Consider the following 25003-nt stretch of genomic DNA (forward strand, 5'->3'; position numbering starts at 1 on the left):
AGAAAGCCTTCTGATTACAGGCTTTCCCTACTCAACAGAAACGGGCCTATCTAACCGATACCAGTAATTAGACAAAAAACCCCGGGTATCGGGTTTAGAAATCTGCCTGATAATTTCCGGGGCACCCGACCTGCAGCGCCATTCATACATAGAGGCACGGCCAGCCACTACTGCAGGAACGGTCGTGGAACTTTGATTATCTTTGCAATATGAAAGCATGGCACTACTCGGCTCCCGACTAGTGTCAGCTTTCTCATCACAGGGGAGACTAGCCCCAACAAAGCAGGCATAGACACTTCCATCCATACATCGCCAATAGGTCCCCCTCGCGACCCAATCTTCAGGTGCTTCTGCATCGAGATTGGCGGCTTTTCGTAACCCCTCAACAATTGACTGTGGCATAGCCGGTCCAGTAAAAGTCTTAACTGGATTATCGTCATTCACTACTGCCGCGCAATATTCAAAGGGGTTGGTGGATAGCTTGCCCCCCTCCAGCGCTACTTACTTCAGAGTTAACCGCAGCGATCAATATCCATAACAGCGCAAAAATACTCACGACTAGAGCAGCCACTTTTAGCATCATCCCAGTCCGCTCCATAAAGGATTTACCTGCCACCTACTAAAAAGGGAGAAGGAAAGAATACACCGCGCTTGGGACCCTATGAGGCATGGATGCCGATTAGGAGCTTACAGGGATGTATTCACAACCTGTCTCGAGTGCGGTGTATTCTTTCCTTCCACCCCGGTAGTAAGTTCCGCCCGCACTATTCAAGTGCCAGATCCAAGGGTGTTAACAACTTTAGTATGGCGCCCTCTAGGACTTTACAAACTAACCTTTACTTTCCGTAGTAACCGAGCTTATCAGGCGGCAGAAATCACAAACAGCAACTATACTCATCCGAAGCGATTAGGTAGTGAGCAGAAGCTTCCGAGTTAGAAAGCTGGTTTAGAAAATTCCAATAAAAACCCTGTTTTCAAAAGGAGTTATCAGTTGATCAATCACTCCCCCTCAAAAACAGACAAAGTGGCCACTCCAGAACTCCCACAGTGGATCAGTTGCCGCGAACGCCTACCCCACAAAGGGGACGCCACCAGCCGCGGCTATGTACGGGTAATCTGGAAATCAACAAGATCTATTAATGGAGACGCCAATACCACCTGGGAAGTGGGTATGGATCATTATGAAAATGCTCGCACCTATTTAGGCTGGATGCCAATAGCCAAAAAGGGGGAATAAACAGTACAAACTAATTGTGCCCACAATTAAGTACACCCTAATGATCTTTAGGGTAGTATTTCAACATAAGATTTTAGGCGTGTACTTCTAGTAGCGATGCCATTGCTATCCAGCTGTGCGGGAGAGCGATTCGGTGGCTATAACTTACCGCAACAGGCTATTGAGAAAAGTAGAGGCTGCGGCTTAGAATACCAGCGCATCCCAGGCCAAGACTTTCCTACCACCCTTTCCCTCGCCAAAACATGTACTGATCAAAGAGATAGAAAACTAATTGGGTACTTCAGAGGCAACTTAGTCATAGCGCCAGAAATGAACACCTTTGAGCCCTATAACATCCAGCTTCTACAAGCCCAAACTGATAGAGTAATCGAAGCCAAATCTATTTGGTTCAGTTCGTAACCGGATATTGAGGTTGCAGACTGGAGCCGTCATTTTCTTATTGCAATCAGTACTTACAGCTATTTATTTGTAGCCATCGAAATTATTCATATAACCAATAACACCAATAGCAACTGCGAACCCCACTTCTACAAGATTGACGAGCAATTGGAACATACCAAGCCTGCCGCCCCCTATCCCCTCGACAAAACCAGACCTCTAACTGAACAATAAACAACCAACCCGATTCCCCAAAAGACACAGGCTGCCCTACAACCCTTGACGCCATCCGGCAGCTGAATCACCATCCCCAACATTTAGCGCAATCCGGGTTTGTCCCGGCCTTATCTGGGAAGCTCTCGCACCGTCGGGCAACCGTCCCAGAGCAGGCCCGACCAGCGAGCCACCCAAACAGATAGCACCGGAAAACCGGGTAACAACGCCCGCGACAACACCTGTAGCAATGCCAGCGCAAACCGAATTCGACTGGGCCACAGCGCCCCAGCAGTACACAAAGGACAAGAAGCACCCCATGAGCAGCAATAGCGCCGCCGAACAAATCAGTCAGGACAGCATCAACAAGGCCCTGTGGAGTGCCTGCGATACCTTTCGCGGTACCATCAGCGCCGATACCTACAAAGACTTTATCCTCACCATGCTGTTCCTCAAGTACATCTCCGATGTGTGGCAGGACCACTACGAGGAGTATGTGGAAACCTACGGCGACGAGCCGGAGCTTATCGAAGAGATGATGAAGAGCGAGCGCTTTGTACTGCCGCCCAGTGCCAGCTTCTACACCCTGTACGAGCACCGCCACGAGCCCGGCAATGGCGAGCGTATCGATCAGGCCCTGCACGCCATCGAAGAGGCCAACGGCACCAAGCTCAAGGACGCCGGCAAGAGCGTGTTCCAGGATATCTCCTTCAACACCGATAAGCTGGGCGAGGAGAAGCAGAAGAACACCATCCTGCGCCACCTGCTGGAAGACTTCGCCAAAACCGAGCTGAACCTGCGCCCCAGCCGCGTGGGCAACCTGGATGTGATCGGCAACGGCTACGAATATTTGATCAAGAACTTCGCCGCCAGCGGCGGCCAGAAGGCCGGCGAGTTCTACACCCCGCCGGAGGTATCCGAGCTGATCGCCGAATTGCTCGACCCCCGCCCCGGCGACCGTATCTGCGACCCTACCTGCGGCTCCGCCTCCCTGCTGATGAAGTGTGGGCGCAAGGTGCGGGAACACCACGACAGCAAACAGTACGAGCTATACGGCCAGGAAGCTATCGGCTCCACCTGGTCTCTGGCCAAAATGAATATGTTCCTGCACGGCGAGGACAACCACAAAATCGAATGGGGCGATACTATTCGCAATCCCAAGTTGCTGGACAAAAACGGCAACCTGGACCTGTTCGATATCGTCACCGCCAACCCGCCCTTCTCCCTGGACAAATGGGGCCACGACGAAGCCGGCAACGACCCCTTCGGCCGTTTTCATCGCGGCGTACCGCCGAAAACCAAAGGGGACTACGCCTTTATCCTGCATATGATCGAAACCCTCAATCCCAAGAGCGGGCGCATGGGCGTGGTGGTGCCCCACGGCGTGCTGTTCCGGGGCTCTGCTGAGGGCAAGATCCGCAAGCAGTTGATTGAGGAAAACCTGCTGGACGCAGTGATCGGCCTGCCGGAAAAACTCTTCTACGGCACCGGCATCCCCGCCGCCATCCTGATCTTCGCCCGCGACAAGCAGGATGACAGCGTGATGTTTATCGATGCCTCGCGGGAATGTAAAGCGGGCAAAAACCAGAACCTGCTCACCCAGGACAATATCGACAAGGTGGTAGCCACCTACCGCCAGGGCGCCGATCTGGACAAATACGCCTATGTGGCCAACCTCAAGGAAATTCAGGATAACGACTACAACCTGAATATCCCCCGCTATGTGGATACCTTCGAGGAAGAGGAAGAGATCGACCTGCTGGCCGTGCGCGCCGAGCGGCAGCAGCTGAAAGCGCAGCTAAGTGAGCTGGAGGGGGAAATGGAGCAGTATTTGCAGGAGTTGGGTTATGTCAATTAATGGTTGGATAGCAACCCAAATCGGTGACATAGCCAAATTTACCTCTGGCGGTACTCCGAGCAAACAAAATACGGAATTTTGGGGAGGTACAGAGCCTTGGATTTCAGGGAAGGATTTAAAATCTCATTACCTTAATAGCAGCATTGATACACTTACCCCACAGGGTTTTGCAAAAGCCAAAAAGGCACCTGAAGGAGCCTCATTAATTCTTGTAAGGGGTATGACCTTATTAAATGACTTTCCTGTAGGTTATGCGGAAAGGGAAGTAGCTTTTAATCAGGATTTGAAGGCATTAATTCCCACTAATGATGTAAATGGGCTTTTCCTGTCCTTTTTACTTGCGGGTGAAAAACACAAAATCCGACAACTTGTGAGCACCGCCGGTCACGGAACTGGTCGACTTGACACTAATTCTGTAAAAGAATACCCAGTTAACCTTCCACCACTCCCCGAACAAAAAAAGATCGCCCAACTCCTATCCACCTGGGATAAGGCCATCGACACCAGCGAAAAGCTGCTCGCCAACAGCCGCCAGCAGAAAAAGGCCCTGATGCAGCAATTGCTAACCGGCAAAAAGCGCCTGCGGGATAAGAATGGGGTTCGCTTTAGTGAAAGCTGGCATGACACATACTTAACTGACGCCTCCCAAATTATCGTCAGTCCTGTTGACAAAAAAATAATTCCCGGTGAGATACCAGTAGAGCTTTGTAACTACACAGATGTATATTACAACAATCAAATAACAAGAAAACTGAGCTTCATGAAAGCTACAGCAAAGAAATCTGAAATTGAAAAATATACTCTAGAGAAAGGCGATGTAATAATAACTAAAGACTCTGAAACACCCGGAGACATAGCTGTTCCTGCACTGGTAGCAGAGGATTTAGGGGGAGTCGTTTGCGGCTATCACCTAGCAATAATTCGACCAAACCGAAAGTTTTTACATGGCCCTTTTCTTAGCCAACTACTTTCAACTCCTCAAATGAGATATTACTTCTTCACTCTAGCTACTGGCGCCACGAGATTTGGCCTATCAGTGGGAGGGATAAATAAAGCTCACTTTAAATTACCAAATTTAATAGAGCAAAAAGCGATAGCGAACGTACTATCCAGCGCCGATCGGGAAATCGAAACCCTACAAAAAAAACTCGACTGCCTAAAGCAGGAGAAAAAAGCCCTGATGCAGCAGCTGCTTACCGGCAAGCGCCGGGTCCAAGTGGAGAATGCCCAATGACATTTAGCAAAACCCTTGATCTCGATGCGCCCATCAGTGAAGCCGATCTGGATTATATAGACGAAGTACTGCACAAGTACGGCAACGACGACTCAATATTGGATATCTGCGAGCTGGACGGCTTTCTCACCGCCTTGGTGTCAGGCCCGGAGATGATTTCCCCCAGCCGCTGGTTCTCCGAAATCTGGGGCGGCCCCGGCAATGAACCGGAGTGGGAATCCAAGGAGGAGATGCAGCGCTTTATGGCGCTGCTATTCCAGTTGATGAACAGTAATGCCATGGTGCTAACGGAAGCCCCCGAAGAGTTCCAAGCCCTATTCAATGAGGCCAATAAAGAGAGCGAACCCTCTTTTACCTTCCCTGGGGAATGGTGTTTCGGCTATATGCAGGGTGTGGACCTGGGCCAGTGGCCCAGCCTGCCCGCAGAACTTGACGCCCAACTGCAAGCCATCGCCCTGCACGCCCGCGAGGAACATTTCGATTACCTAGGGGGCTTGACGAAGGCCGAGTATCAGCAGACCGTTACCCAAATAGAACCCGCCGCCCGCGCCCTGCACGGCCACTGGCTGCAACAACGCGCCCCGGAGCCAGCAACAGCCCCCCATCGAGCCGACCCCAAAACCGGCCGCAACGACCCCTGCCCCTGTGGCAGCGGCAAAAAATTTAAACGCTGCTGTTTGCATTAAGCACTCCAGCTAGAAATCCGGGGCAGTCCAAACCAAGAAAATAACCAGTTACAGGGATGATATAGATGGATACGGAAACCACCAGCGCCCGCAAACTCTCTAGCGCCGTTGCTACACTTTTCGGCGCTGCCGGAATAACCTTTCTCGATTCGAAAGCCCAGTGGGAAGCAGATTATAAAGATCTACTTTCCCGTATTCAGGAGGCGCGAGAAACCGGTACTATTTCCGATAAGCTACTGGAAGACTTATGGTGGACCCGCAGCAATGGCGTCGCCACCATAAAGACAGGAGCCCTCTCACGGAAAGCGCTCGAACAATTACAACAAGAGTTTCGCAGCCTAACCTGGCAAATTTTTTCTGATGGCTCAGAAGCAACACACCGTCAGGTTGTCGATAGCTTTATTGCTTTTAAATCCCAGGGCTTGGTTATTGGCGTGTTGCACTCAGTGATTAACCGGGTCTTTGCTGCCGCTCACCCCAACCAATGTACCACTGTGGTATCCCCCAATATTTTTAGGCTGCTTTTAAATGAAATCCATCGGCGATGGAATATAGACCTTCCTGATGGAAAAGAGCATTGGTTGGCGAGTAATAAAGCTCTCAAGAAAATTATCAACCAGTACAAGCCGGAAATTTTTGATGATGTACAAACCAATATTCTGATCTGGCGGCTCTACGCAGAGAACGATTCACAAGAGAATGAGCTTATGGATGAGAAACTCCCCCTCGCTAACTTACCTATCCAGCCTCTCAACCAAATCCTGTTCGGCCCTCCCGGCACCGGCAAAACCTACAATACCACCCGCCTGGCCGTACAGATCGCCGACCCGCAGTGGTACGCCAATCAAGATAAGCCCGATAATCGCGCAGTGAGAGAGCGCTACGACGCTCTACAGGCAGAAAAGCGCATTGTCTTTACCACCTTTCACCAGAGTTTTGCCTACGAGGACTTTATTGAGGGTATCCGCGCGGAGAGTAGTGACAACGGGCAACTAAATTATTCCGTTCAGGACGGTGTATTTAAGGAGTTATGTGAGTCCGCCGATGCCAAAGTTACCCGCCAGAGCGGCGAACAGATTGACCTTAATGGCCGCCGTTTTTGGAAAATGTCCCTGGGCAATACCCTGGAGGACAACGACGATATTTATCAGGAGTGCCTGGAAAATAATTATGTCTTGTTGGGCTATGGCGAGAGTATCGATTTTTCTCGCTGTACTAGCCGCGATTCCGTGCGCAAACAGTTTGAGACGGCCAATAGCCTAGAAATTCAGCAATCTGACTACCCCATCACTGCTGTACATAACTTCCGTAATACCCTTCAGGCTGGGGATTTGGTGGTTATTTCAGATGGCAACCGCAAGTTCCGCGCAATTGCGGAAATCACCGGTGACTACCAACGACTGGAAACCGATGAGCGCACCGGTTACCAGCAGGCGCGCCCGGTAAAATGGCACCGGCAGTACGAACCCAGCCTGCCCCGTGAGCAACTTTTTAAAAAAGCTCTCTCACAAATGACACTTTACGAGCTGCGTCCTTCCACCATTGATATAGACAAACTTGCAGAGCTATTGGCACCGCAGGATATTAGCGAGCCACAGCAAAAGCCATTGGTTTTGATTATCGACGAAATCAATCGCGGCAATATTTCGCGGATTTTCGGTGAACTGATCACCCTGCTGGAACCCGCCAAGCGCAAGGGCGCTGAAGATGCCCGCGAAGTAATACTGCCCTATTCCAAAAAAACCTTCTCGGTGCCGCCCAATGTGTATGTGATTGGCACCATGAACACCGCCGATAAATCCCTGGCTCAACTGGACCTGGCCCTGCGCCGCCGCTTTAGCTTTGTAGAAATGCCCCCCAATCCTGAATTATTGGCAGGTACACAGGTTTACGGTATTGATATCGGTGAGTTGCTCACAACCCTAAACCAGCGTATCGAGGCACTGTTAGATCGAGATCACCTGATCGGCCACAGCTACTTTTTACCCCTGTGCGGCCTCCCTTTAGAAGAGCGTGAGAGCAAGCTGGCCTCTATTTTCCAGCAACAAATATTGCCACTGTTACAGGAATACTTTTTCGATGACTGGCAGCGTATCGGCTGGGTACTGAACGACCCGGCGAAACATCCGCACCACCGCTTTATCACTGAGGGAGGGCAACAGCAATTAAACGAATTATTCCCTGCGGATATCGCCAGCCAAATCAATGAGCGGCGTTTTTCTCTCAATACAGAAGCCTTTACCCAGCCGGATGCCTATCGAGGCATACTGCCCCCTGCGGCTGCCACTACATCACCGAAGTCGCAAGCGTTGGAAGAAGCCGAGAGCGAAGTAGCGGAATGATCCAGGTCCGCGAGTACGCCACTCTACACAGCGATCTCGCCGGCCCCTCCAGTCTGGATCGGGCGCGAGTCTCAGCACAAACCCTGGCGTGGCTGCGGGAACTGGGGCAGAACCAGGGCAGTCATTTTATTCGGGATAGCGGTGCCCACAGCATTAAACTGGGCAGCTATGTGGGATTTCTGCAGAGCCCCACTGGGGAAGCTATCGAAATTCTGCCGAAAACCCACCGGCAACCACCCTCAGCCACCGAAGCGCAGCGGAGCCGGCAACTGTTGCAGAAAATGCTCGCTATCAGCCTGGGTATTACCCCCCGCAATGCCGGCCCGGCTGATTTGCAGCAGCAACCGCTGCCCCTGCACGAGTGGATTTTTTCACAGTTCTTGCAAGCCCTGAGCCGACTGTTAAAACGCGGGCTGCGCAGTGACTACCAGCGCCGGGCGGAGGAGAGCCGATTTATTCGTGGCCGCCTTAACATGGCCCGGCAGGCACAACAAACGCCGGACAGGGCTACCTGGTTCCATATTGAGCACGATATTTTCAGCCCTCAAATCCGTGAAAACCGCCTGCTCAAAAGCGCCCTGGAAATAACCCTGAAGCTCTGTGCCACTGCCGATAACTGGCGCTTGGCCAATAGCTTTAATCACCAGATGGCGGCGGTGCCGGCAAGCCCGGCGCCACTGGCCGAACTGCCAAAATGGCGCTCGGACCGGTTGATGCAAAGCTATGAGGCGATCAAACCCTGGTGCCGTTTAATTTTACAAAACCTCAACGCCAGTTTTACCCAGGGCGAGCATCGCGGTATCGCCCTGCTTTTCCCCATGGAGCGGTTATTTGAAAATTATGTGGCGCACAGCCTGCAACAAACATTACCGCCCAGCAGCCACCTGCGCACCCAGGCAAGCAGCCAATACCTGTTAAAGCACAGGCCCGAGGGCACAGAAACCGATAACCGCTGGTTTCAACTGCGCCCGGATTTGTTGCTGGAAAGTGACACCATGGAAAAAGGTCGACCACAAGTATCCGTGATGGATACCAAGTGGAAATTATTAAATAGCCGCGCCAGCAGCAACGAGAAATACAAACTGAGCCAAGCTGATCTCTACCAGCTCTTTGCCTACGGCAACTATTACATGGATGGCCGCGGCCATATGGCCCTGATCTTTCCCGCCCACGGGGATTTTTGCCAACCCCTACCGCGCTTTAGTTTTTCCGACAACCTGCACCTTTGGGCGCTGCCATTTAATCTGCACAGCCAACAATTGGTGGCCGGAGACTGGCAAGCGTATTTTCCCAGCTTGCTCCACAGCCCGGAAACAGAGACACTTTTATCCCAGTAAAAATGGATTTCCCTTTGGAGACATGCATTACCGTGGAAATGGATTACACAGCAGTACCGAAATTCCAAGAAGAATACGCCGCAAAGATCCCCGCTCTGGCCCTGCTCTGCAATCTGGGTTGGACTTTTCTGCCGCCCGCCGAGGCCAACGAGGCCCGCTGTGGGCAGCGGGACCAGGTAGTGCTCACAAACATACTGCGCCGGGAGCTGGGCAAACGGACCTTCCATTTCGCCGGTAAAGAGCAGCCGCTCTCGCAAAAATCCATCGACCACCTGATTGGCATAGTGTGCAGCCCAGCGCTGAACAAAGGGCCGCTGGCGGCCAATGAAGAGCTGTACAACCACCTGCTCTATGGCATTTCGGTGACCGAGTTCGTCGACGGCAAAAAAGCCACCCCCACTATTGCCCTGATCGACTGGCACACCATCGAAAACAATCACTTTGCCTTTACCGAGGAATTCAGCGTAACCCGTGCCAGCGGCGTAGAGACCCGCCGCCCGGATATGGTGTGTTTCGTCAACGGTATTCCCCTGGTAGTGATCGAGGCCAAGCGCCCGGATGGCAAGAAAGGCCCCTCTATCGACGAGGGCATTTCCCAGAGCCTGCGCAACCAGCGCAACGATCAAATCCCGCAACTGTTCGCGTACAGCCAGTTGTTGTTGTCGGTGAACGGCGCCGAGGGCCGCTACGGCACCTGTAACACGCCGGCAAAATTCTGGGCGGCCTGGCGCGAGGAGGATATCGCCGATGAGGAAATGCTGGCGATCAAAAACCGCCCCCTTTCCAGCGAACAAATCCAAACCCTGTTTAAACAGCGCTCCCCATCAGATCTGGACTGGTACCAGACCCTGATCGCCGGCGGCGAGCTGGCCCTGGGCGGCCAGGATCGGTTATTGATCAGCTTGCTATCGCCCCAGCGACTGCTGGAGATGGTCCGTTACTTCACCCTGTTCGATAAAAAGGCCGGCAAAATCGTCGCCCGGTATCAGCAGGTGTTCGGCATTAAACGGCTCTTAGAACGCATTGCCCAACGCGGCAATGACGGTGCGCGGGAGGGTGGTGTGATCTGGCATACCACCGGCTCCGGCAAATCCTTCACCATGGTGTTTTTAAGCAAGGCGCTGATCTTCCAGCCGAGTCTCAAACAGAGCCGCCTGGTTATTGTCACCGATCGGGTGGATCTGGAGCGCCAGCTCAGCAATACCTTTGCCAGCGGTGGAGAACTGGCGGGCAAGAAAGACAAAGAAGCGGCCATGGCTACTTCCGGCAAGCGTTTGGCCCAGCAGATTGGCAGCGGCAATGAGCGGATTATCTTCTCGCTGGTGCAAAAATTTACCGGCGCCACTGCCCTGCCGGAGTGTCGCAACGACAGTGCCGACTTGATTGTGCTGATCGACGAGGGCCACCGCAGCCAGGGCGGCGAAAACCATATCCGCATGCGTCAGGCCCTGCCCAATGCCGCCTTTGTGGCCTTTACCGGTACGCCACTGCTGAAAGACGACAAAACCACCAATAAATTTGGCCCCATAGTCCATGCCTATACCATGCAGCGCGCGGTGGAGGATCGCACCGTAACCCCACTGCTGTACGAAGAGCGTATCCCTGACCTGAATGTTAACGAGCGCGCGATCGACCGCTGGTTTGAACGCATTACGGTGGGCTTGAGCGAGGAACAGCAGGCGGATTTAAAGCGCAAGTTTGCCCGCAAGGGAGAGATTTACACCGCCGACGATCGCATTCGTCTGATTGCTACCGATATCGCCACCCATTTTGTTAAAAATATCGATGCGGGCTTAAAAGGTCAGCTGGCCTGCGATAGCAAAGCCACTGCCATCCAATATAAAAAGTACCTGGATGAAGCCCAGCAGCACTGGCCAGAGGGGCAGAAATTTGAATCGGCGGTAGTGATTAGTGCACCGGATACCCGCGAGGGCAACGAGGCAGTAGATGAATCCTCGATGCCGGAGGTGGTGAAGTGGTGGAAAGACAATGTGGGCTCGCAAAATGAACAGCGCTACACCCAGGGAGTGATTGAGCGCTTCGATAAAGACGGCTCCCTGAAACTGCTGATTGTGGTGGACAAACTACTGACCGGGTTCGATGAGCCGAAGAATACAGTGCTGTATATCGATAAGCCCCTCAAGGAACACAACCTGATCCAGGCGATCGCGCGGGTCAACCGCCTGCACCCGGATAAAAAATTTGGCCTGCTAATCGATTACCGGGGCATCCTGGCAGAGCTGGATACCACCATGCAGAAATACCAGGATCTGGCCGCGCGCACCCAGGGCGGTTACGATATCGACGATATCGCCGGGCTCTATAGCCCCATGAGCAGCGAGTACAAGCGCCTGCCCTTACTGTATAAAAATCTTTGGGGCATTTTCGCCGGTGTGAAAAATAAGCAAGATCCTAGGCAGTTAGAGAGTGTTGTGGTACCAAGGATAGAACAGCGCAACGGTGAATTGGTCGATGTGAATCTGAAAGTGCGCGAGGACTTCTACGAGGCACTCACCCACTTCACCACCTGCCTGAAAGTAGCCCTGCAATCGGCCACCTTCTTCGAAGACAAAAGCTTTAGCGACAGTGATCGCCAGCACTACAAACAGACGGTTAAACAATTTGCCAGTTTGCGCCAATGGGCGCTACAGCAAACCGGAATCTCTGTGGACTATGACCAGTACGCGGCCCAGGTAAAAAACCTGTTGGATAAGCATGTGGTGGGCGTGGAAATCTTAGAGCCCGAGGGTAAATACGAAGTCAATAAAATGGGCAAGGCGGAGCGGCCTGAAGATTGGGGGGAGGACAAAACCCGCAACGAAACCGATATTATCAAAACCCGCGTCACCCGCATGATCGAACAGGAGTTGCGCGACGACCCCTATGCCCAGGAGGCCTTCTCGAAGTTACTGCTACAAGCGATTGAGGAGGCGGAAAAACTGTTCGATCACCCACACAAGCAGTACTTACTGTTCGAAGCGCTGGAAGCCCAGGTAAAAGCCCGCAGCCTGGACGAAATCCCCAACGCTTTTGCCGATAATCGTCATGCCCAGGCCTATTTTGGTGTATTCAAGAAAAACCTGCCGGAAGTTTTTGCGGTTGGTGATAGCCAGGTACAGGATAAGTGGATCAAGCTGGCCTTCGAGATCGATACAATGGTTGCCCAGTCCGTAATGGAGCACTCCATCAGCCCGCAAAATATTGAGAAGGATATCCATAAAAAGCTGATGCCCAAATTATTTATGGAGTGCAAATCCATCGGCAGTGGTATGGTGCAGGCCAAGAAAATGGTGGAGATGATCTTACAGATCACCCGCGTTGGTTTAAGCGGAGACTAACTTCGGCATGAATGTGCCTATTATTTCCCCAAAAAATAACCCCAACATCCGGCAATTGAGCTTTGCCTATGGGGATGAACGCATCACGTTTGAATGCCAACCCCGCCCCCAGGCCAATGGGCGAGTGCTGATCAAAGTACACCCCGACTGCCGTGTGGTGGTCAGCGCACCCGAACCTATCGATAACAATGCGGTTTTAGAAGCGGTAAAAAAACGCGGGCGCTGGATTTACCAGCAGCTGCGGGATTTCCGCAAAGCGCTGGAATACATAACGCCACGGCAATATATCAGCGGCGAGAGCCACTACTACCTGGGCAAGCAATATCTGCTGAAAGTCATTGAGTCTGAAGACACCCAACAACAGGTGAAATTACTGCGCGGCAAGCTGGAAGTATCCGTGCGGAAAAAAGATCCCGAAAGGGTGCGCCTGCTTTTGGTCGAATGGTACAAGTCGCGCGCCAAAGAAATTTTTCACCGCCGCCTGGATACACTGCTTGAGCAGACCCTGTGGGTTTCCGGGCGCCCGCCCCTGCGTATCCTCAGTATGAAAACCCAGTGGGGCAGCTGCTCCCCCCAGGGGCGTATTACCCTCAATCCCCACCTGGTAAAAGCGCCGCGCCAGTGCATCGACTATGTCATTTTGCACGAGCTCTGCCATATCGCCGAACACAACCACAGCGAGCGATTTTACCGTTTAATGAATCAAGTGATGCCCAAGTGGGAAGGCACGAAAAACAAACTGGATGCTATGGCGAATTTGATTCTGGGTGATACCCTGGCTTTTTCACCAACCTGCACATAAGTTATCTAAAGTAGATCGCTGTCACACTACGGAAAGCCGACATGCAAAAATCGCCATGGGTTGAAAACGCCATCGCAAAAGCGGATGCACACTGGCAGGCATCCAAGTCCACCATTGAGGGCAAAGTATTCAGTGATGTACAGGACAACCAGGGCCTTCAGTATGTCGATATTGTGATGGAAGGTGGCGGTATGCTGGGGATCGCCCTGGTGGGATATACCTATATTCTGGAAAAGGCGGGAATTCGGTTTCGCAAAATTGCAGGAACCTCAGCGGGCGCCATCAATGCGCTCTTCTTGGCAGCGGCCGGTACACCGAGCACTGGCAAGAGCGAAAAGCTCTTGGGTATCCTCGCCAATGCCGACTTTGCCAGTTTTGAAGATGGCGAGCGCTATGCCCGCAATACGGTACAGCGCCTGCTCAAGGGCAAAGGCTTGATGAGTAGTTTGGCACTGCACCCCTTCGATTCTATCCGCACCTTGCGGCACCTACTCAGACATAAGGGGCTAAATCCGGGAGATACCTTTACCCAGTGGTTACAAACGGAGTTGAAACAGCTGGGCATCACCAACACCGCACAGCTCAACCAGAGAATTAACCAGTTCCCACAGCTCCTGTACCGCGGCACACCGGATCACTTGATAGGTAGCGGCGAGGTTGCCCTGGTGGCAGCGGATATCACTACCGAGACCCGCGCGGTATTTCCAGCCAAGGCGCCGCTCTACTTCGATAATCCGAGCTCAGTAAACCCCGCGGAGTTCGTACGTGCCTCCATGTCGGTACCCGGTTTCTTTAAGCCCTACACCGTAAAGGGCATCCCCCAATTAAGTGAGTGCAATACTGTCGCCGAGAATTGGCGCAGCATTAAAGGCATCGGTGATCCCAAACGTTTTTTCCGCGCTGGCTTTCCCAAAGATATTGAATTTGTTGACGGCGGCCTTGTCTCCAACTTCCCTTTCGATATCTTCCATAAACCCATCGGCACCCCCAAATTGCCAACCTTTGGGATCAAGTTGGAAGTGGACCTGTACCAGCCAAAATCAGATAAGGTAGGAAGGTTTGCGATGGGGCTGATCAGCACTTGTCGCAATATGCTCGACAACCATGTACGCGCGAGCTTGAACGCGGAATACCATGCGCTGGTAAAAGAAATCCCCATCAACCCCACCGATACCGGAGAAAACCCGCACTGGCTGGATTTTTCCATGCCGGACCACCACTGCGAACACCTGTTCCTATCTGGCGTCAATGCAGCAATTGAGTTTTTGAATCAGGGATTCCACTGGGAGGATTACTTGGTGTTGCGCCAACCGGACTCCTTCTATACCGGGGAAAAGCTGGCTTAAATGCAGGCCCGATGCGATAGTCGCAGCGGGCCCAGCACTCTCATTTAGAAAGAGCGACGACGATAAGAGCGGTAATCTGCACGCCAGAAGTTACGCTCTAGCAAACGCTCTAGATGCTCGCGGCTCACCTTGGGCGCAACGCCATCCAATTGCGCCTGGGCAGCCACTGCCCTGGCAATATGCATGCTCACATCGCGAATATCATTCAGGTGTGGCAATAAGGCGCCTTCACCAACTTTCACCACCGGCGCCTGCTCTGCCAGGGCGTTGGATGCTGCCATCAACATACTGTCAGTCACTTTCGAAGCACCGGAAGCAATCACGCCGAGGCCAATGCCCGGGAATATGTAGACATTGTTACACTGCGCTACCGCATAGTGATGACCATCGATTTCTACCGCTGCAAAGGGACTGCCGGTAGCCACCAAAGCTTCGCCCTTGGTCCAGCTGAATATCTCAGTTGGAGTCGCTTCAGCACGGGAAGTGGGGTTTGACAGTGGCATCACCAAAGGACGGCGGTGCCCCTTGTGCAAAGCTTCGATTACTGGCTGGGTAAACAAGCCACCCTGCCCCGAAACACCAATCAGGATGCTGGGCTCAACATTGCCGATCAGCGTCTCAAGATTCCAGCTGGACACTCCATCGTATTTGCTCGGGTCCTGGGCCAGAGCTGCCTGGAAGTCGTGCAGGCCTTTCATATCGGAAGTCACAAGCCCGTAGCGATCGAACATAAAGATCTGTTCACGAGCCTCGGCATCGGAAAGACCTGCCTGCACTTTTGCACTGACGATTTGCTCGGCAATACCACACCCGGCTGAACCGGCACCCACGATCGTCACCTTTTGCGCGGCGAGGGTTTCTTGCCAGGTTTTACAGGCAGCCAGGATAGTACCCAGTGCTACAGACGCCGTGCCCTGAATATCATCATTAAAACAGCACAGGCGGTCGCGATAGCGCTCTAACAACGGCGTGGCATTGGTTTGGGCAAAGTCCTCAAACTGAACCAATACCTTGGGCCAGCGACGCTTTACCGCTTCAATAAATTGCTCCAGGAATTCATCGTACTCTTCCTGGGAAATCCGCTCATGGCGCCACCCCATATACATGGGATCATTCAGCAAAGTGCGGTTATTGGTGCCAACATCCAAGGTGACAGGCAGGGTATAAGCCGGGCTTATGCCGCCACAGGCGGTATACAGGGAGAGCTTGCCAATAGGGATACCCATGCCGCCGATACCCTGGTCACCCAACCCGAGTATCCGTTCGCCATCGGTCACCACAATGACTTTGACGTTCTCTTTAGTGGCGCTGCGCAGAATATCATCGATATATTCCCGGTCCGGATAGGAGACAAATAATCCCCGGTGGTTGCGATAAATACTGGAAAACTCTTCACAAGCTGCACCTACAGTTGGGGTGTAGATAATCGGCAGCATCTCTTCCGTATGATGTTCGATCAGATAGAAGAACAACGTCTCGTTGTCGTCCTGGATTCCCCTCAGGTAGATATGTTTTTCCAAGCCAGTCTTACACTGCTGGAATTGGAGGTAAGCGCGCTTGGCCTGCTCCTCAATCGTCTCAACGGTATTCGGCAGAAGACCGACCAAATTAAATTCGAGACGCTCTTCCAAGCTAAATGCGCTGCCTTTATTGAGCAGTGGTATTTCCAGTAGGGAGGGGCCTGCGTGGGGGATGTAAAGTGGACGCTTTTCGTTGTTACTCATATGCCTGCTTTTGCCTATCGCCCGAAGCGATGATTATTGCGTAGCCATATTTCAATATGACTGAATTAGCCAACCATGTTCTTGAAGTTGCATAAATGTGCTAACTAAACTTGAGCCGAAGACTATCTATTGTGCCGATAGATAACAAGGCCCCCGGTGTGGCCCAATTCGCGAATAAACAGAGTCGCTCAACTATGCTAGCTGTAATTTATCTTCTCTTCGCAACGAATTCTTTTAAGTTAAAAAGCGATCCGACACATTCAGGAAATGGAGCCGCCATCGATGCACAAGAGCAAAGCTGGATTAACCCTGCTCCTCTTTATTCTTGTCCTCAGCCTTTATAGTTGCAGTAAAAAGCCCGACGGAGATAAAGATACAAATTCAAACGCCCGACAGACAGAGGACGCCACTCCAGAAAAACAACGGCCGCTCACGGCGATGGCACCGGAGATAGAAGCGGAGCTGAAAGCCCAACGGGACAGCGATAAACGCATCGCTCGCAATGTCTATTTTGGCGATACACATGTCCATACTGGCTGGTCGGTAGATGCGGGGTTGGATGGCGCAATTCTTACTCCCGATGACGCCTATCGATTTGCCCTGGGAGAAACTGTTACCTCCAACAGCGGACTGAAAGCCAAGCTCAGCCGCCCTTACGACTGGTTCATGATCACCGATCATTCAGACGGTATGGGAGTTATCAGCGAGATCGTCGATGGCAATCCGGAAATGATGTCCAATGCCACCTTGAAAAAATGGCACGAGGCATTAATTTCAGGCAGCGAAGAAGCGACCAATGAAGCAAAAAGTGAAGTCATCGTGCTTCAGTCAGAAGGCAAACTGCCCGAGCAGGTAATGGACCCCAAATGGATGAAATCCGCCTGGGAAAAAACCGTTGAAGCCGCAGAGAAATATTACAAACCCGGAGAGTTTTCTACCTTTATTGCCTTTGAGTGGACAGTTAACGCCGATGGTGGCGACAACCTGCACCGCAATATTATTTTTCGTGATGGCGCAAACCGCACTAAGACCCTGCTTCCCCTGACCACCTTTGATACCGAGAACCCGGTAAAACTCTGGGAGTGGATGAAAGCCTACGAAGACAAAACCGGCGGCCGGGTGCTCGCCATCCCCCACAACGGCAATATGTCTAATGGCCGTATGTTTATCGAGCGTCAGTTTGATGGCTCCGAACTCACCCCAGAGTGGGCACAAATGCGCGCCCGCTATGAACCCCTTTATGAGCTGGTGCAGGTAAAGGGACAAAGTGAGTCCCACCCTGCCCTATCCCCGGAAGATGAATTTGCCAACTGGGATCTGTGGGATAGAGGCAACCTGATCTTAAAGCCCAAGCCCCCCGGTGCCCTGCAATACGAGTACTGGAGGGAGGCACTGAAGTCTGGCCTACGCCTGGAGGAGAAGCTGGGCACCAACCCTTTCGTGCTAGGCGCAAACGCAGCCACCGACACCCATACCGGGCTTTCGACACCGGACCAGGACAACTTCTTTGGCAAGTTCAAGACCCTGGAACCCAGCAACAAGGAGCGCTGGGCATTTCCCCTGCTCAAGGGGGTTGGTGGAGAGTACTTCGGCTGGGAACAAGCTGCCTCAGGCGTTACGGGAGTCTGGGCCAACGAGAATACCCGGGAGGCAATATGGGATGCGATGTACCGCAAGGAGACTTTTGCCACCACAGGTCCCCGGATCTCAGTTCGCTTCTTTGGAGGCTATGACTATAACGATGGGGATATTCACGGTGATCTGGTCGCCAATGGCTATAAAAAAGGCGTACCAATGGGCGGGAAACTACCTCAAGCCAGTGAGGGACAGGTACCGACATTCCTTATCGCAGCACTGAAAGACCCTGAGGGCGCCAACCTGGACCGCATTCAAATCATCAAGGGCTGGTTGAATAGCAGCGGACTCACCCGGGAGAAGATCTTTAATGTGAAGTGGTCTGGAAGCCGTAAACTGGATACCGAGGGAAAACTACCCCCGGTTGGGACTACTGTGGATATGAAGACGGCGGAATACACCAACTCCATCGGCTCCCCTCAGCTAGTCGCGGTATTCAAAGATCCCGACTTTAACCCCAAGGAAAGAGCCGTCTACTACCTGCGCGCCCTGGAGATACCCACTCCCCGATGGACTCTATTTGACAAGGTACGCTTCGGTATTGAAATGGATGAAAAAGTACCCCTTACCCAGCAGGGGCGAGCATTCAGCTCGCCAATTTGGTATTCACCCTAGAGTCAAATAGCCTGTATATATACGCGATTCAATTACTTGATGGATATGGCTATCTGAACCTCGTTTCCATCCACATACTGTTCAAAATCTGTGGTGAAAGCTCGCTGATGGGGGCAATCCTCCGCAGCGAAGTAACTCCAAACCTCGCCCCACAATTCAATGGCGACCTGAGGCATTTCCCCTTTGGCTGAAAACATCAGGTATTTACCTGGCAGTATTTGAATCGACTTGAAATCCTTAGACATATCCTCCGACAACATATCTGAACATGCATAGACATCAAAAAAACCGTTATGGTCAGATTCGTAGTTGGAGTAAACACCAAATACCTTAGGATTGCCCCTTAATTTGGGGGCAGCCTCTGCGCCGAAGCGCTCCCACATTGGCGTTATCTTTGCTGTTTTTGGGTCAGACTCATTGGCGTTCTTAGTGCGGGTATAAAAACCCACTAATTCCAGGCCTTCTAATTCTCTAACTTCCATTTCTATGGACCAATTATTTAGTTATTCGTAGAGTGCCGAATACTATAACAGCTCTCCGGGAACTGGCCAGGCGCACACGGTCACAAGAAATCACAAGTACCTTTTCAAGCTGACTTTACGGATTTCTGCCTTACCTCTGAAGGGGGGTACCCATACATCGATTTATAAAGCTGGGTAAAATAAGATTGACTTGAGAATCCGCTCTCCAGAGCTATATCGACTAAGCGCTTATTGGTAGTCTTCAACTGAATATCAGCATGTTGTAACCTACGTTCGTTAATCCAAGCCTTTGGTGACTCAGCTTTAAAGACTTGGCCAAACTTATTCTTGAATGATGTGAGACTCATCCCAATCTGTTTAGCATAATTTGCTACAGACCAGTGCTGAGTAGCATTTTCCTCCATAAATCGACGGAAACGTTCGTTCACCGGATTAACCTGCCGAAGCAGCTCGTCAGCTAAGCGGCAACCGCAAGCACCCTTTAGCTTTAAGAGAAGTAATTCTTCCAGCTTTAAATAATTCAAACTCTCGTCATTTAACTTGCTAAATGCACTCAGTGAGTCCAAAGTAAAGCGCGTGAGATCACACTCTGGAAAAACAAAAGGCCCACTTTTGGGGAGCGTTGTCACGCTGGATGCAAGAGCATTCTTTGCTTTAATCAGTACGTGAGTGTGTCGCTCATAAAATCGTGTCAGCATGACCGGGCTGATACTCGCACAGATGATTATTAGGTCATCTCCCTCAGACAAATTATCAACTGTAACATGGCTCATTTCACTCGACAGCCAGATCTCCCCCGAAGCCATAGGGAATTCGCAAGCATCACTATTGATATCAGCAACACCTGAAATCACCATTGTCAGATTAAAATCTGAAGAAAACCCAATTGAAACATTTCCATTCGGTGAAACAAGTATCTTTTGAAACCGAAACAAGTCACCTAAATACTGACTTTCAAATAAGACATTTTGCCTTATGTGAGTGTCCAAATCCTTTTGGCGAGGGGCAATCATGGAATTCACCACTAAATTTACTTCTTCTGTATCTTTACGCTTCACCTGACTCAGCTGAAGCCAAGCTCCAATCACGACACTTTTGTTTCCACTGTGCCCAGGGAGCACTCATCAAGAGATCCGTGCACGGGGTGCGTGGTCACCAAGGGGGAGACAAAGCCGCTTTCGAGTTCAGCCATTAAAACTCACAATCGTTGAATTGAGCGTTTGAAGAATCATTTGAAAGGCGGATACAGTGAAACTATCTGCAGGACTAAAGTGCCAACCTCTTTGGGAAGGGCAACTTTATTAGCCAGGATAAGGGGGAAGTCTCGTAAATTAACCTATAAACAGGAGCATACAATCCTGCACTACTTAGCGGGCCCTTCCGAAAAATTCAATTATTCTTCATGCGCGACAAAGCAAGTAGACACCCCAGTGCACCCTTTACATTTATTTACACTACCTTAAACGGAACAAGAGGAGTCTCTGTGAGTGAGGAATTGTGAGGTTTAAGCATCGCCTATTCTATTAGAAATAGTGTCACCATATGAAAATTACTGGCTTAAAAACCCTAAGTATTCACTAGCAGCCCGGTAATGAGAGACCTCAGGTATTTGGCAAAAGATATCTAAAGCAGGCCCCAAAACCATCTACTGGCCTTGTAAATTATGGAAAACCCAAACAATTTGCCTGATTAAGTCCCTCACTCTGGTGTAATCACCCAAAAACCGCTAGGTAATCACAAAGATACTGCCGGGTAATGCAGCTGTTAACTTAACTATCTTTAAACTTAATAAGCAATTGATTTGTACCAGGTATGATTTTTTTCTAAAATGTGAGAAAATAGCTTTTAGCAATATCCCTCGGCTCGTCATGACAGACTTTGCACCAAATAGATGCCATGGAACCAAGCGGAATATTTATTGGCAAATTAAGAGAATTTTTATATATAAACTATGCAAACGGATAAGATCATACCCATACTTAACTTCTATATTTCAACTATAGATTAGTATTTATCAAGATCTTTTCTGTTAACTCTTTAATTTGCCAGTATTAGTAATCAGCAAAACACCCTAAACCAATAAACTCTTAAGCCTTTGAGATTTATGTCAACTAGTTACTCTAAAGAATTAAATCGGCTTGCCCAACTTATGTGGGAGCAAGAAGCGGAGTTGGAGCTTAAGCCCCAGGAAGAGAAAGAAGCAGCTCCTGAAAAACCCTCAGTCAACAACGCTCCTAGTGACGTTTTTTGGGGCAAATGGAAAGGGCGATATATCGTGGTAATGCGCTATATATCTGGTAGAACAACCTCCAATGTTAAGCTCCCCAATATATATGCCGATGAGGCCGATGCCCGCTCTGCCGCCCTCGATATCATTCGAAAATTTCCAGAAGCATCTATTCGCTATCTTTCAGCTAAAGAACTGGCTGTTTACCTATAGCCAACCCTTAAGAGCTTTAGTTGTTGGTTTTTGAGTAGGGTGGCTGCACCGCAGAACCGCCCTCCCTCATATTATTTTTATAGGTCACACTATCGGCAATTAATGCTTTGATATAAATTGACGAACTTCCTCCACAAATACATTCGAGGCAGGCTCACGCCCCAGGAGTAAGTGACCGTCGCTATTGAGACCAACAAATCGAGCGCCAGGTATAGCAGAAGCAATTTCACAGCCCGTTTGAACAGGAATACGCTGGTCCCCTAGCGAATGGATCACTAAAGTGGGCACATTAATCTCTTTGAGCTTGTCCCGCACATCAATACTGCCAAAAACCGATAGGAAGCGGACAGCATTTTCCGGCGAAGTAGTCAGCCGCTGAAACTCATTAAACCACTCTAATTCGCTGGCATTCGCGCTTGGCATAAATGTCGTGGAAAAAATCTGCCGATAAGCAGGGTTATCCTGCCCCCAGCCCGTCGCTGTCAGGGTCATTACTGCTTCACGCTCTTTTATCGTGGCCTCACTGGCACCTATTCGCCAACCTGCGTGATAACCCCCAAACAAAATCAGCTGCCTAACACGCTCTGGATGCCTTACTGCATATTCAATAGATACTGCCGCTCCTTGCGATATACCTAGCAAAGTAAAGTTATCAACTTCACAGGCATCGACGACTGTCTCAAGGTCTGTAACAAACGACTCAAAAGAGATATTTTCAACTTCCCAATCCGACAGGCCATTCCCACGCTCATCGTAACGAATAAACTGGTGGTCGACAGAAAGCTCCCGAAACAATGGACTCCATATCGGGGAGTCCCAGTCATGCTCTAAATGACTCAACCAGTTTGCGGCTTTAACTATAGGAAGCCCCTTTCCCATCTTGGCATAGGCAATACGCACACCATCGCTGGCCGTACAAAACTCAACCTTCTGTTGAGTTAGCAGTTTACGCCCCGTAGCTAAATCATCACCGGATTTCTGAACTGCCGACTCACCAAGCCTGCAGGGCGACCATGTAATGCCTGCTTTGCGGAATCTTTCAGCAAGCCTTGTCCGTTCAAACTCCACTTCACTACTCAATCCCAATGAGCTCAACAAATGCAGTAACTGCGTTGCAGCGTTTGGGTTATAGGGCTCCAATGCCACCCAGCTGCGGGCCCAAGTTAACTGGTCCGGTATAGGGACGCCCGGGTGAGAGGACAAGCGGGACAGCACCCTCCCTTCCAATTGAACAATCTCTTGACGTTCAGACATCAACCACCGTTGAAATAGTTCTTGATCGGGCAGATCGATCCCATCCAGGAAAGGCTCCTGCAGCTGTCGATGGATATCTTCCAGCTCTGCTGCCAAAACGCCGGGGGAATCAAGCTTGAGTGCTATTTCGGCAACATCAATACAAATGCCTTCCGTATCCAAGCTGACACGCTCTCTATCAGCAATGAGGCGCTCTACTTCTGGGTCGTTGACAATGGATCGAATTTTACTCAAAGACCAGCGCAGGGAGGCGCGCGGATCGTCGGGCAGCTCCCAAAATATCTCACATAAGCGATCCCTCCTGTGAGGTCTCGCAGCCAACAGTAAGAAAGCCAAAAGTGCTCGAGTTTTTCTTGAGGGTGGTAGATTAACTGGGCTGCCATCACGGGAGACAAGAAGGTCGCCCAGCATTTGGATTGAGATTCCCATTGATAAGTTATTAACCCCTGAAATGTAAAGTACTAGCAGTTCTCAGAGAAAGGCGCCGGTGATTTTCTCAAGGATAATTGTTAGCTGCAAACACCGCTCGCGAAAGATGTGAAACCCTCTGCCAAAACCCCTTATTCCGAGTCGCTTGGCAATGACAGTATAAACGCCGCTGTGAGGCTTATCCCTACCCCAAAAAGCGTACTCCGCTAGGTTTCTTTGAGGGCCTAGACTGAAATTGAAAGATTGGTCTAATCCAATAGCCTCTTCAAGAGATACTGAGAACGCCAAAAATAGACCCAAGAAAAGGGCTGAATACCCCTGAGCCAGGCGAACATATCATCGGCAATTATAAAAAGTAGAAAAAGTATTGAGAGGCCAAGTGAACATATTGAAAGTGAGTTAAAAACCTATTTTTACAAATTCAAAAACTATGTCAGCGCGAGACTTATAATTCAGGCGAATAGCCGGAGATTTGACTCACAAAGGCCCTTCAAAGTTTATGCTAAGACACGCACGAAAAACGGAAGGTCAAAATAAAAACTGTATAAGCCTAAAGTAGAAGGGAGAGCGGCTCCTCTAGGTTTACAACCCGTAGACACCCTACCCAACTACCCAAAGTGCTCTTCAAATGCGCAAGCGCTAACTCACAAGCCCTAATTTATCTGTCGCTATGCACAAAGATATCAAACCCCAAAGCCCTTGAAGTTCTATATAATCTCGAATCACTATGATAGTGCTCATACCACTTTCTAAATTGTGAATATTTAAGAAATTTAAACTCACCCTTATTAGGATCAAAAAAGTAACTTACTTTATCAGCAGATGGCTCAACACGAAATGCCATCGCATGTCCCCAACCAGTACCAGCCGTCCTTAAGACGCAGTGGATAGTATTGGACTGCTGCTTGAAGCAGTCTTTGGATTCAAGAACATCAAAAGATGCTGCGAACTGATCGTTCAACGAAGGACTTTTCTTTTTCTGTGCAATACCGCTACCCGCCTGCCCAATATTGCGAAATCCCTGAGACTCCAAATATTGTTTAGTCTCCTTAATCATCTCATGAGATGTGCTAGGCCTACCCTCACTTCCATTTGCAAACTTAAATCGATACATAGAGGCGAAGCGCTGGGCGACCACCGCTATTTTTGTCTCATCGATACTATTACCAGTCGTTAGAGCATCCTGAAGCCCCGACTGAAGGGCTTTACTGATCCAACTAACTGACAGAGCCTCACAAATCCCACCCTTGGTATGTGGATGCTTTTTGGTGATTTTTGAATAGCTTCCCTGACTGAATTTCCAGGTTAACTGCCCACCGTAATTGGACGCACTTGCATCACTATTCAGTAAACTTGGCATTTTTTATCCTCACATCACAACCGAATATTCGGCTTTATTTATATTATCCGGGCTTTATGCAAACAATGTGCAAATTTAGTGATTAATTATTATTAGAAAAAATATCACCCGAACACTTCCTTTAAAAACCACGACAAAAATTCAAAGACTGCACCTCAACCGATCATCTCATCACAAGAAAGTGACAAACAAAACACTGAGGTATCACCCACATTTAAGGGAACCTTAAAATTAAAACGCATCTTAGCAATGACTATATTAGTTTGAATGGTCGAAAATATAACGCTTTCAAC

The 25003-nt window shown here is 50.3% G+C and carries 18 protein-coding genes; 11 read left to right on the forward strand and 7 right to left on the reverse strand.

The window, feature by feature from the left end; all coding sequences use genetic code 11:
* Positions 1-27: 27 nt before the first annotated feature.
* The gene (locus tag ACJJIN_RS08315; protein ID WP_444897675.1) at positions 28-402 is read right to left on the reverse strand and encodes a hypothetical protein; all 375 of its coding nucleotides are present in this window, start codon (positions 400-402) and stop codon (positions 28-30) included.
* A 589-nt stretch (positions 403-991) separates the two neighbouring features.
* On the opposite strand from ACJJIN_RS08315, the gene ACJJIN_RS08320 reads away from it, so the two are divergent.
* On the forward strand, positions 992-1237 hold the full coding sequence (locus ACJJIN_RS08320; protein ID WP_444897676.1) for a hypothetical protein: 246 nt from the start codon (positions 992-994) through the stop codon (positions 1235-1237).
* Between the two features lie 648 nt (positions 1238-1885).
* Here ACJJIN_RS08320 and ACJJIN_RS08325 read toward each other — a convergent pair.
* On the reverse strand, positions 1886-2110 hold the full coding sequence (locus ACJJIN_RS08325) for a hypothetical protein (protein ID WP_444897677.1): 225 nt from the start codon (positions 2108-2110) through the stop codon (positions 1886-1888).
* 37 nt (positions 2111-2147) lie between these two features.
* On the opposite strand from ACJJIN_RS08325, the gene ACJJIN_RS08330 reads away from it, so the two are divergent.
* From ACJJIN_RS08330 to ACJJIN_RS08365, 8 genes are all read left to right on the forward strand, one after another.
* Positions 2148-3686, forward strand: coding sequence for a type I restriction-modification system subunit M (locus ACJJIN_RS08330; RefSeq protein WP_444897678.1), 1539 nt, complete (start codon positions 2148-2150; stop codon positions 3684-3686).
* Entirely contained in the window at positions 3676-4920 is a 1245-nt protein-coding gene (locus ACJJIN_RS08335) for a restriction endonuclease subunit S (RefSeq protein ID WP_444897679.1), read from the forward strand. The genes ACJJIN_RS08330 and ACJJIN_RS08335 overlap by 11 nt, the downstream gene beginning before the upstream one ends.
* Positions 4917-5606: a UPF0149 family protein gene (locus tag ACJJIN_RS08340; RefSeq protein ID WP_444897680.1), complete on the forward strand. Its 690-nt coding sequence runs from the start codon at positions 4917-4919 to the stop codon at positions 5604-5606. The genes ACJJIN_RS08335 and ACJJIN_RS08340 overlap by 4 nt, the downstream gene beginning before the upstream one ends.
* A 65-nt stretch (positions 5607-5671) precedes the next feature.
* The gene (locus ACJJIN_RS08345) at positions 5672-7948 is read left to right on the forward strand and encodes a DUF8426 domain-containing protein (RefSeq protein ID WP_444897681.1); all 2277 of its coding nucleotides are present in this window, start codon (positions 5672-5674) and stop codon (positions 7946-7948) included.
* On the forward strand, positions 7945-9285 hold the full coding sequence (locus tag ACJJIN_RS08350; protein ID WP_444897682.1) for an McrC family protein: 1341 nt from the start codon (positions 7945-7947) through the stop codon (positions 9283-9285). The genes ACJJIN_RS08345 and ACJJIN_RS08350 overlap by 4 nt, the downstream gene beginning before the upstream one ends.
* A 14-nt stretch (positions 9286-9299) precedes the next feature.
* The gene (locus ACJJIN_RS08355) at positions 9300-12623 is read left to right on the forward strand and encodes a type I restriction endonuclease subunit R (protein WP_444897683.1); all 3324 of its coding nucleotides are present in this window, start codon (positions 9300-9302) and stop codon (positions 12621-12623) included.
* A gap of 7 nt (positions 12624-12630) precedes the next feature.
* Positions 12631-13425 carry a M48 family metallopeptidase gene (locus tag ACJJIN_RS08360; RefSeq protein WP_444897684.1) on the forward strand — a complete coding sequence of 265 codons (795 nt, stop codon included), beginning with the start codon at positions 12631-12633 and terminating at the stop codon, positions 13423-13425.
* A gap of 41 nt (positions 13426-13466) precedes the next feature.
* Positions 13467-14771: a patatin-like phospholipase family protein gene (locus ACJJIN_RS08365; protein WP_444897685.1), complete on the forward strand. Its 1305-nt coding sequence runs from the start codon at positions 13467-13469 to the stop codon at positions 14769-14771.
* 44 nt (positions 14772-14815) lie between these two features.
* On the opposite strand, the gene ACJJIN_RS08370 is transcribed toward ACJJIN_RS08365, so the two are convergent.
* Positions 14816-16495 carry an NAD-dependent malic enzyme gene (locus ACJJIN_RS08370; protein ID WP_444897686.1) on the reverse strand — a complete coding sequence of 560 codons (1680 nt, stop codon included), beginning with the start codon at positions 16493-16495 and terminating at the stop codon, positions 14816-14818.
* A 282-nt stretch (positions 16496-16777) separates the two neighbouring features.
* Between ACJJIN_RS08370 and ACJJIN_RS08375 the strand changes: the two genes are divergently transcribed.
* Positions 16778-18745 carry a DUF3604 domain-containing protein gene (locus ACJJIN_RS08375; protein WP_444897687.1) on the forward strand — a complete coding sequence of 656 codons (1968 nt, stop codon included), beginning with the start codon at positions 16778-16780 and terminating at the stop codon, positions 18743-18745.
* Positions 18746-18777: 32 nt separating this feature from the next.
* On the opposite strand, the gene ACJJIN_RS08380 is transcribed toward ACJJIN_RS08375, so the two are convergent.
* A complete protein-coding gene (locus ACJJIN_RS08380) occupies positions 18778-19227 on the reverse strand; it encodes a GyrI-like domain-containing protein (RefSeq protein WP_444897688.1) in 450 nt (149 codons plus the stop codon).
* A gap of 104 nt (positions 19228-19331) precedes the next feature.
* Positions 19332-20285, reverse strand: a complete 954-nt coding sequence (locus tag ACJJIN_RS08385) for a helix-turn-helix transcriptional regulator (protein WP_444897689.1) — start codon at positions 20283-20285, stop codon at positions 19332-19334.
* A gap of 1046 nt (positions 20286-21331) precedes the next feature.
* Here ACJJIN_RS08385 and ACJJIN_RS08390 point away from each other — a divergent pair.
* Positions 21332-21667: a hypothetical protein gene (locus ACJJIN_RS08390; RefSeq protein WP_444897690.1), complete on the forward strand. Its 336-nt coding sequence runs from the start codon at positions 21332-21334 to the stop codon at positions 21665-21667.
* A gap of 99 nt (positions 21668-21766) precedes the next feature.
* Here ACJJIN_RS08390 and ACJJIN_RS08395 read toward each other — a convergent pair whose 3' ends face one another.
* On the reverse strand, positions 21767-23350 hold the full coding sequence (locus ACJJIN_RS08395) for a bifunctional AfsR/SARP family transcriptional regulator/alpha/beta hydrolase (protein WP_444897691.1): 1584 nt from the start codon (positions 23348-23350) through the stop codon (positions 21767-21769).
* Positions 23351-24008: 658 nt separating this feature from the next.
* Positions 24009-24710: a YopT-type cysteine protease domain-containing protein gene (locus tag ACJJIN_RS08400; RefSeq protein WP_444897692.1), complete on the reverse strand. Its 702-nt coding sequence runs from the start codon at positions 24708-24710 to the stop codon at positions 24009-24011.
* Between the last annotated feature and the right edge of the window lie 293 nt (positions 24711-25003).

Source organism: Microbulbifer maximicatervae (SeqCode), from assembly GCF_052467505.1.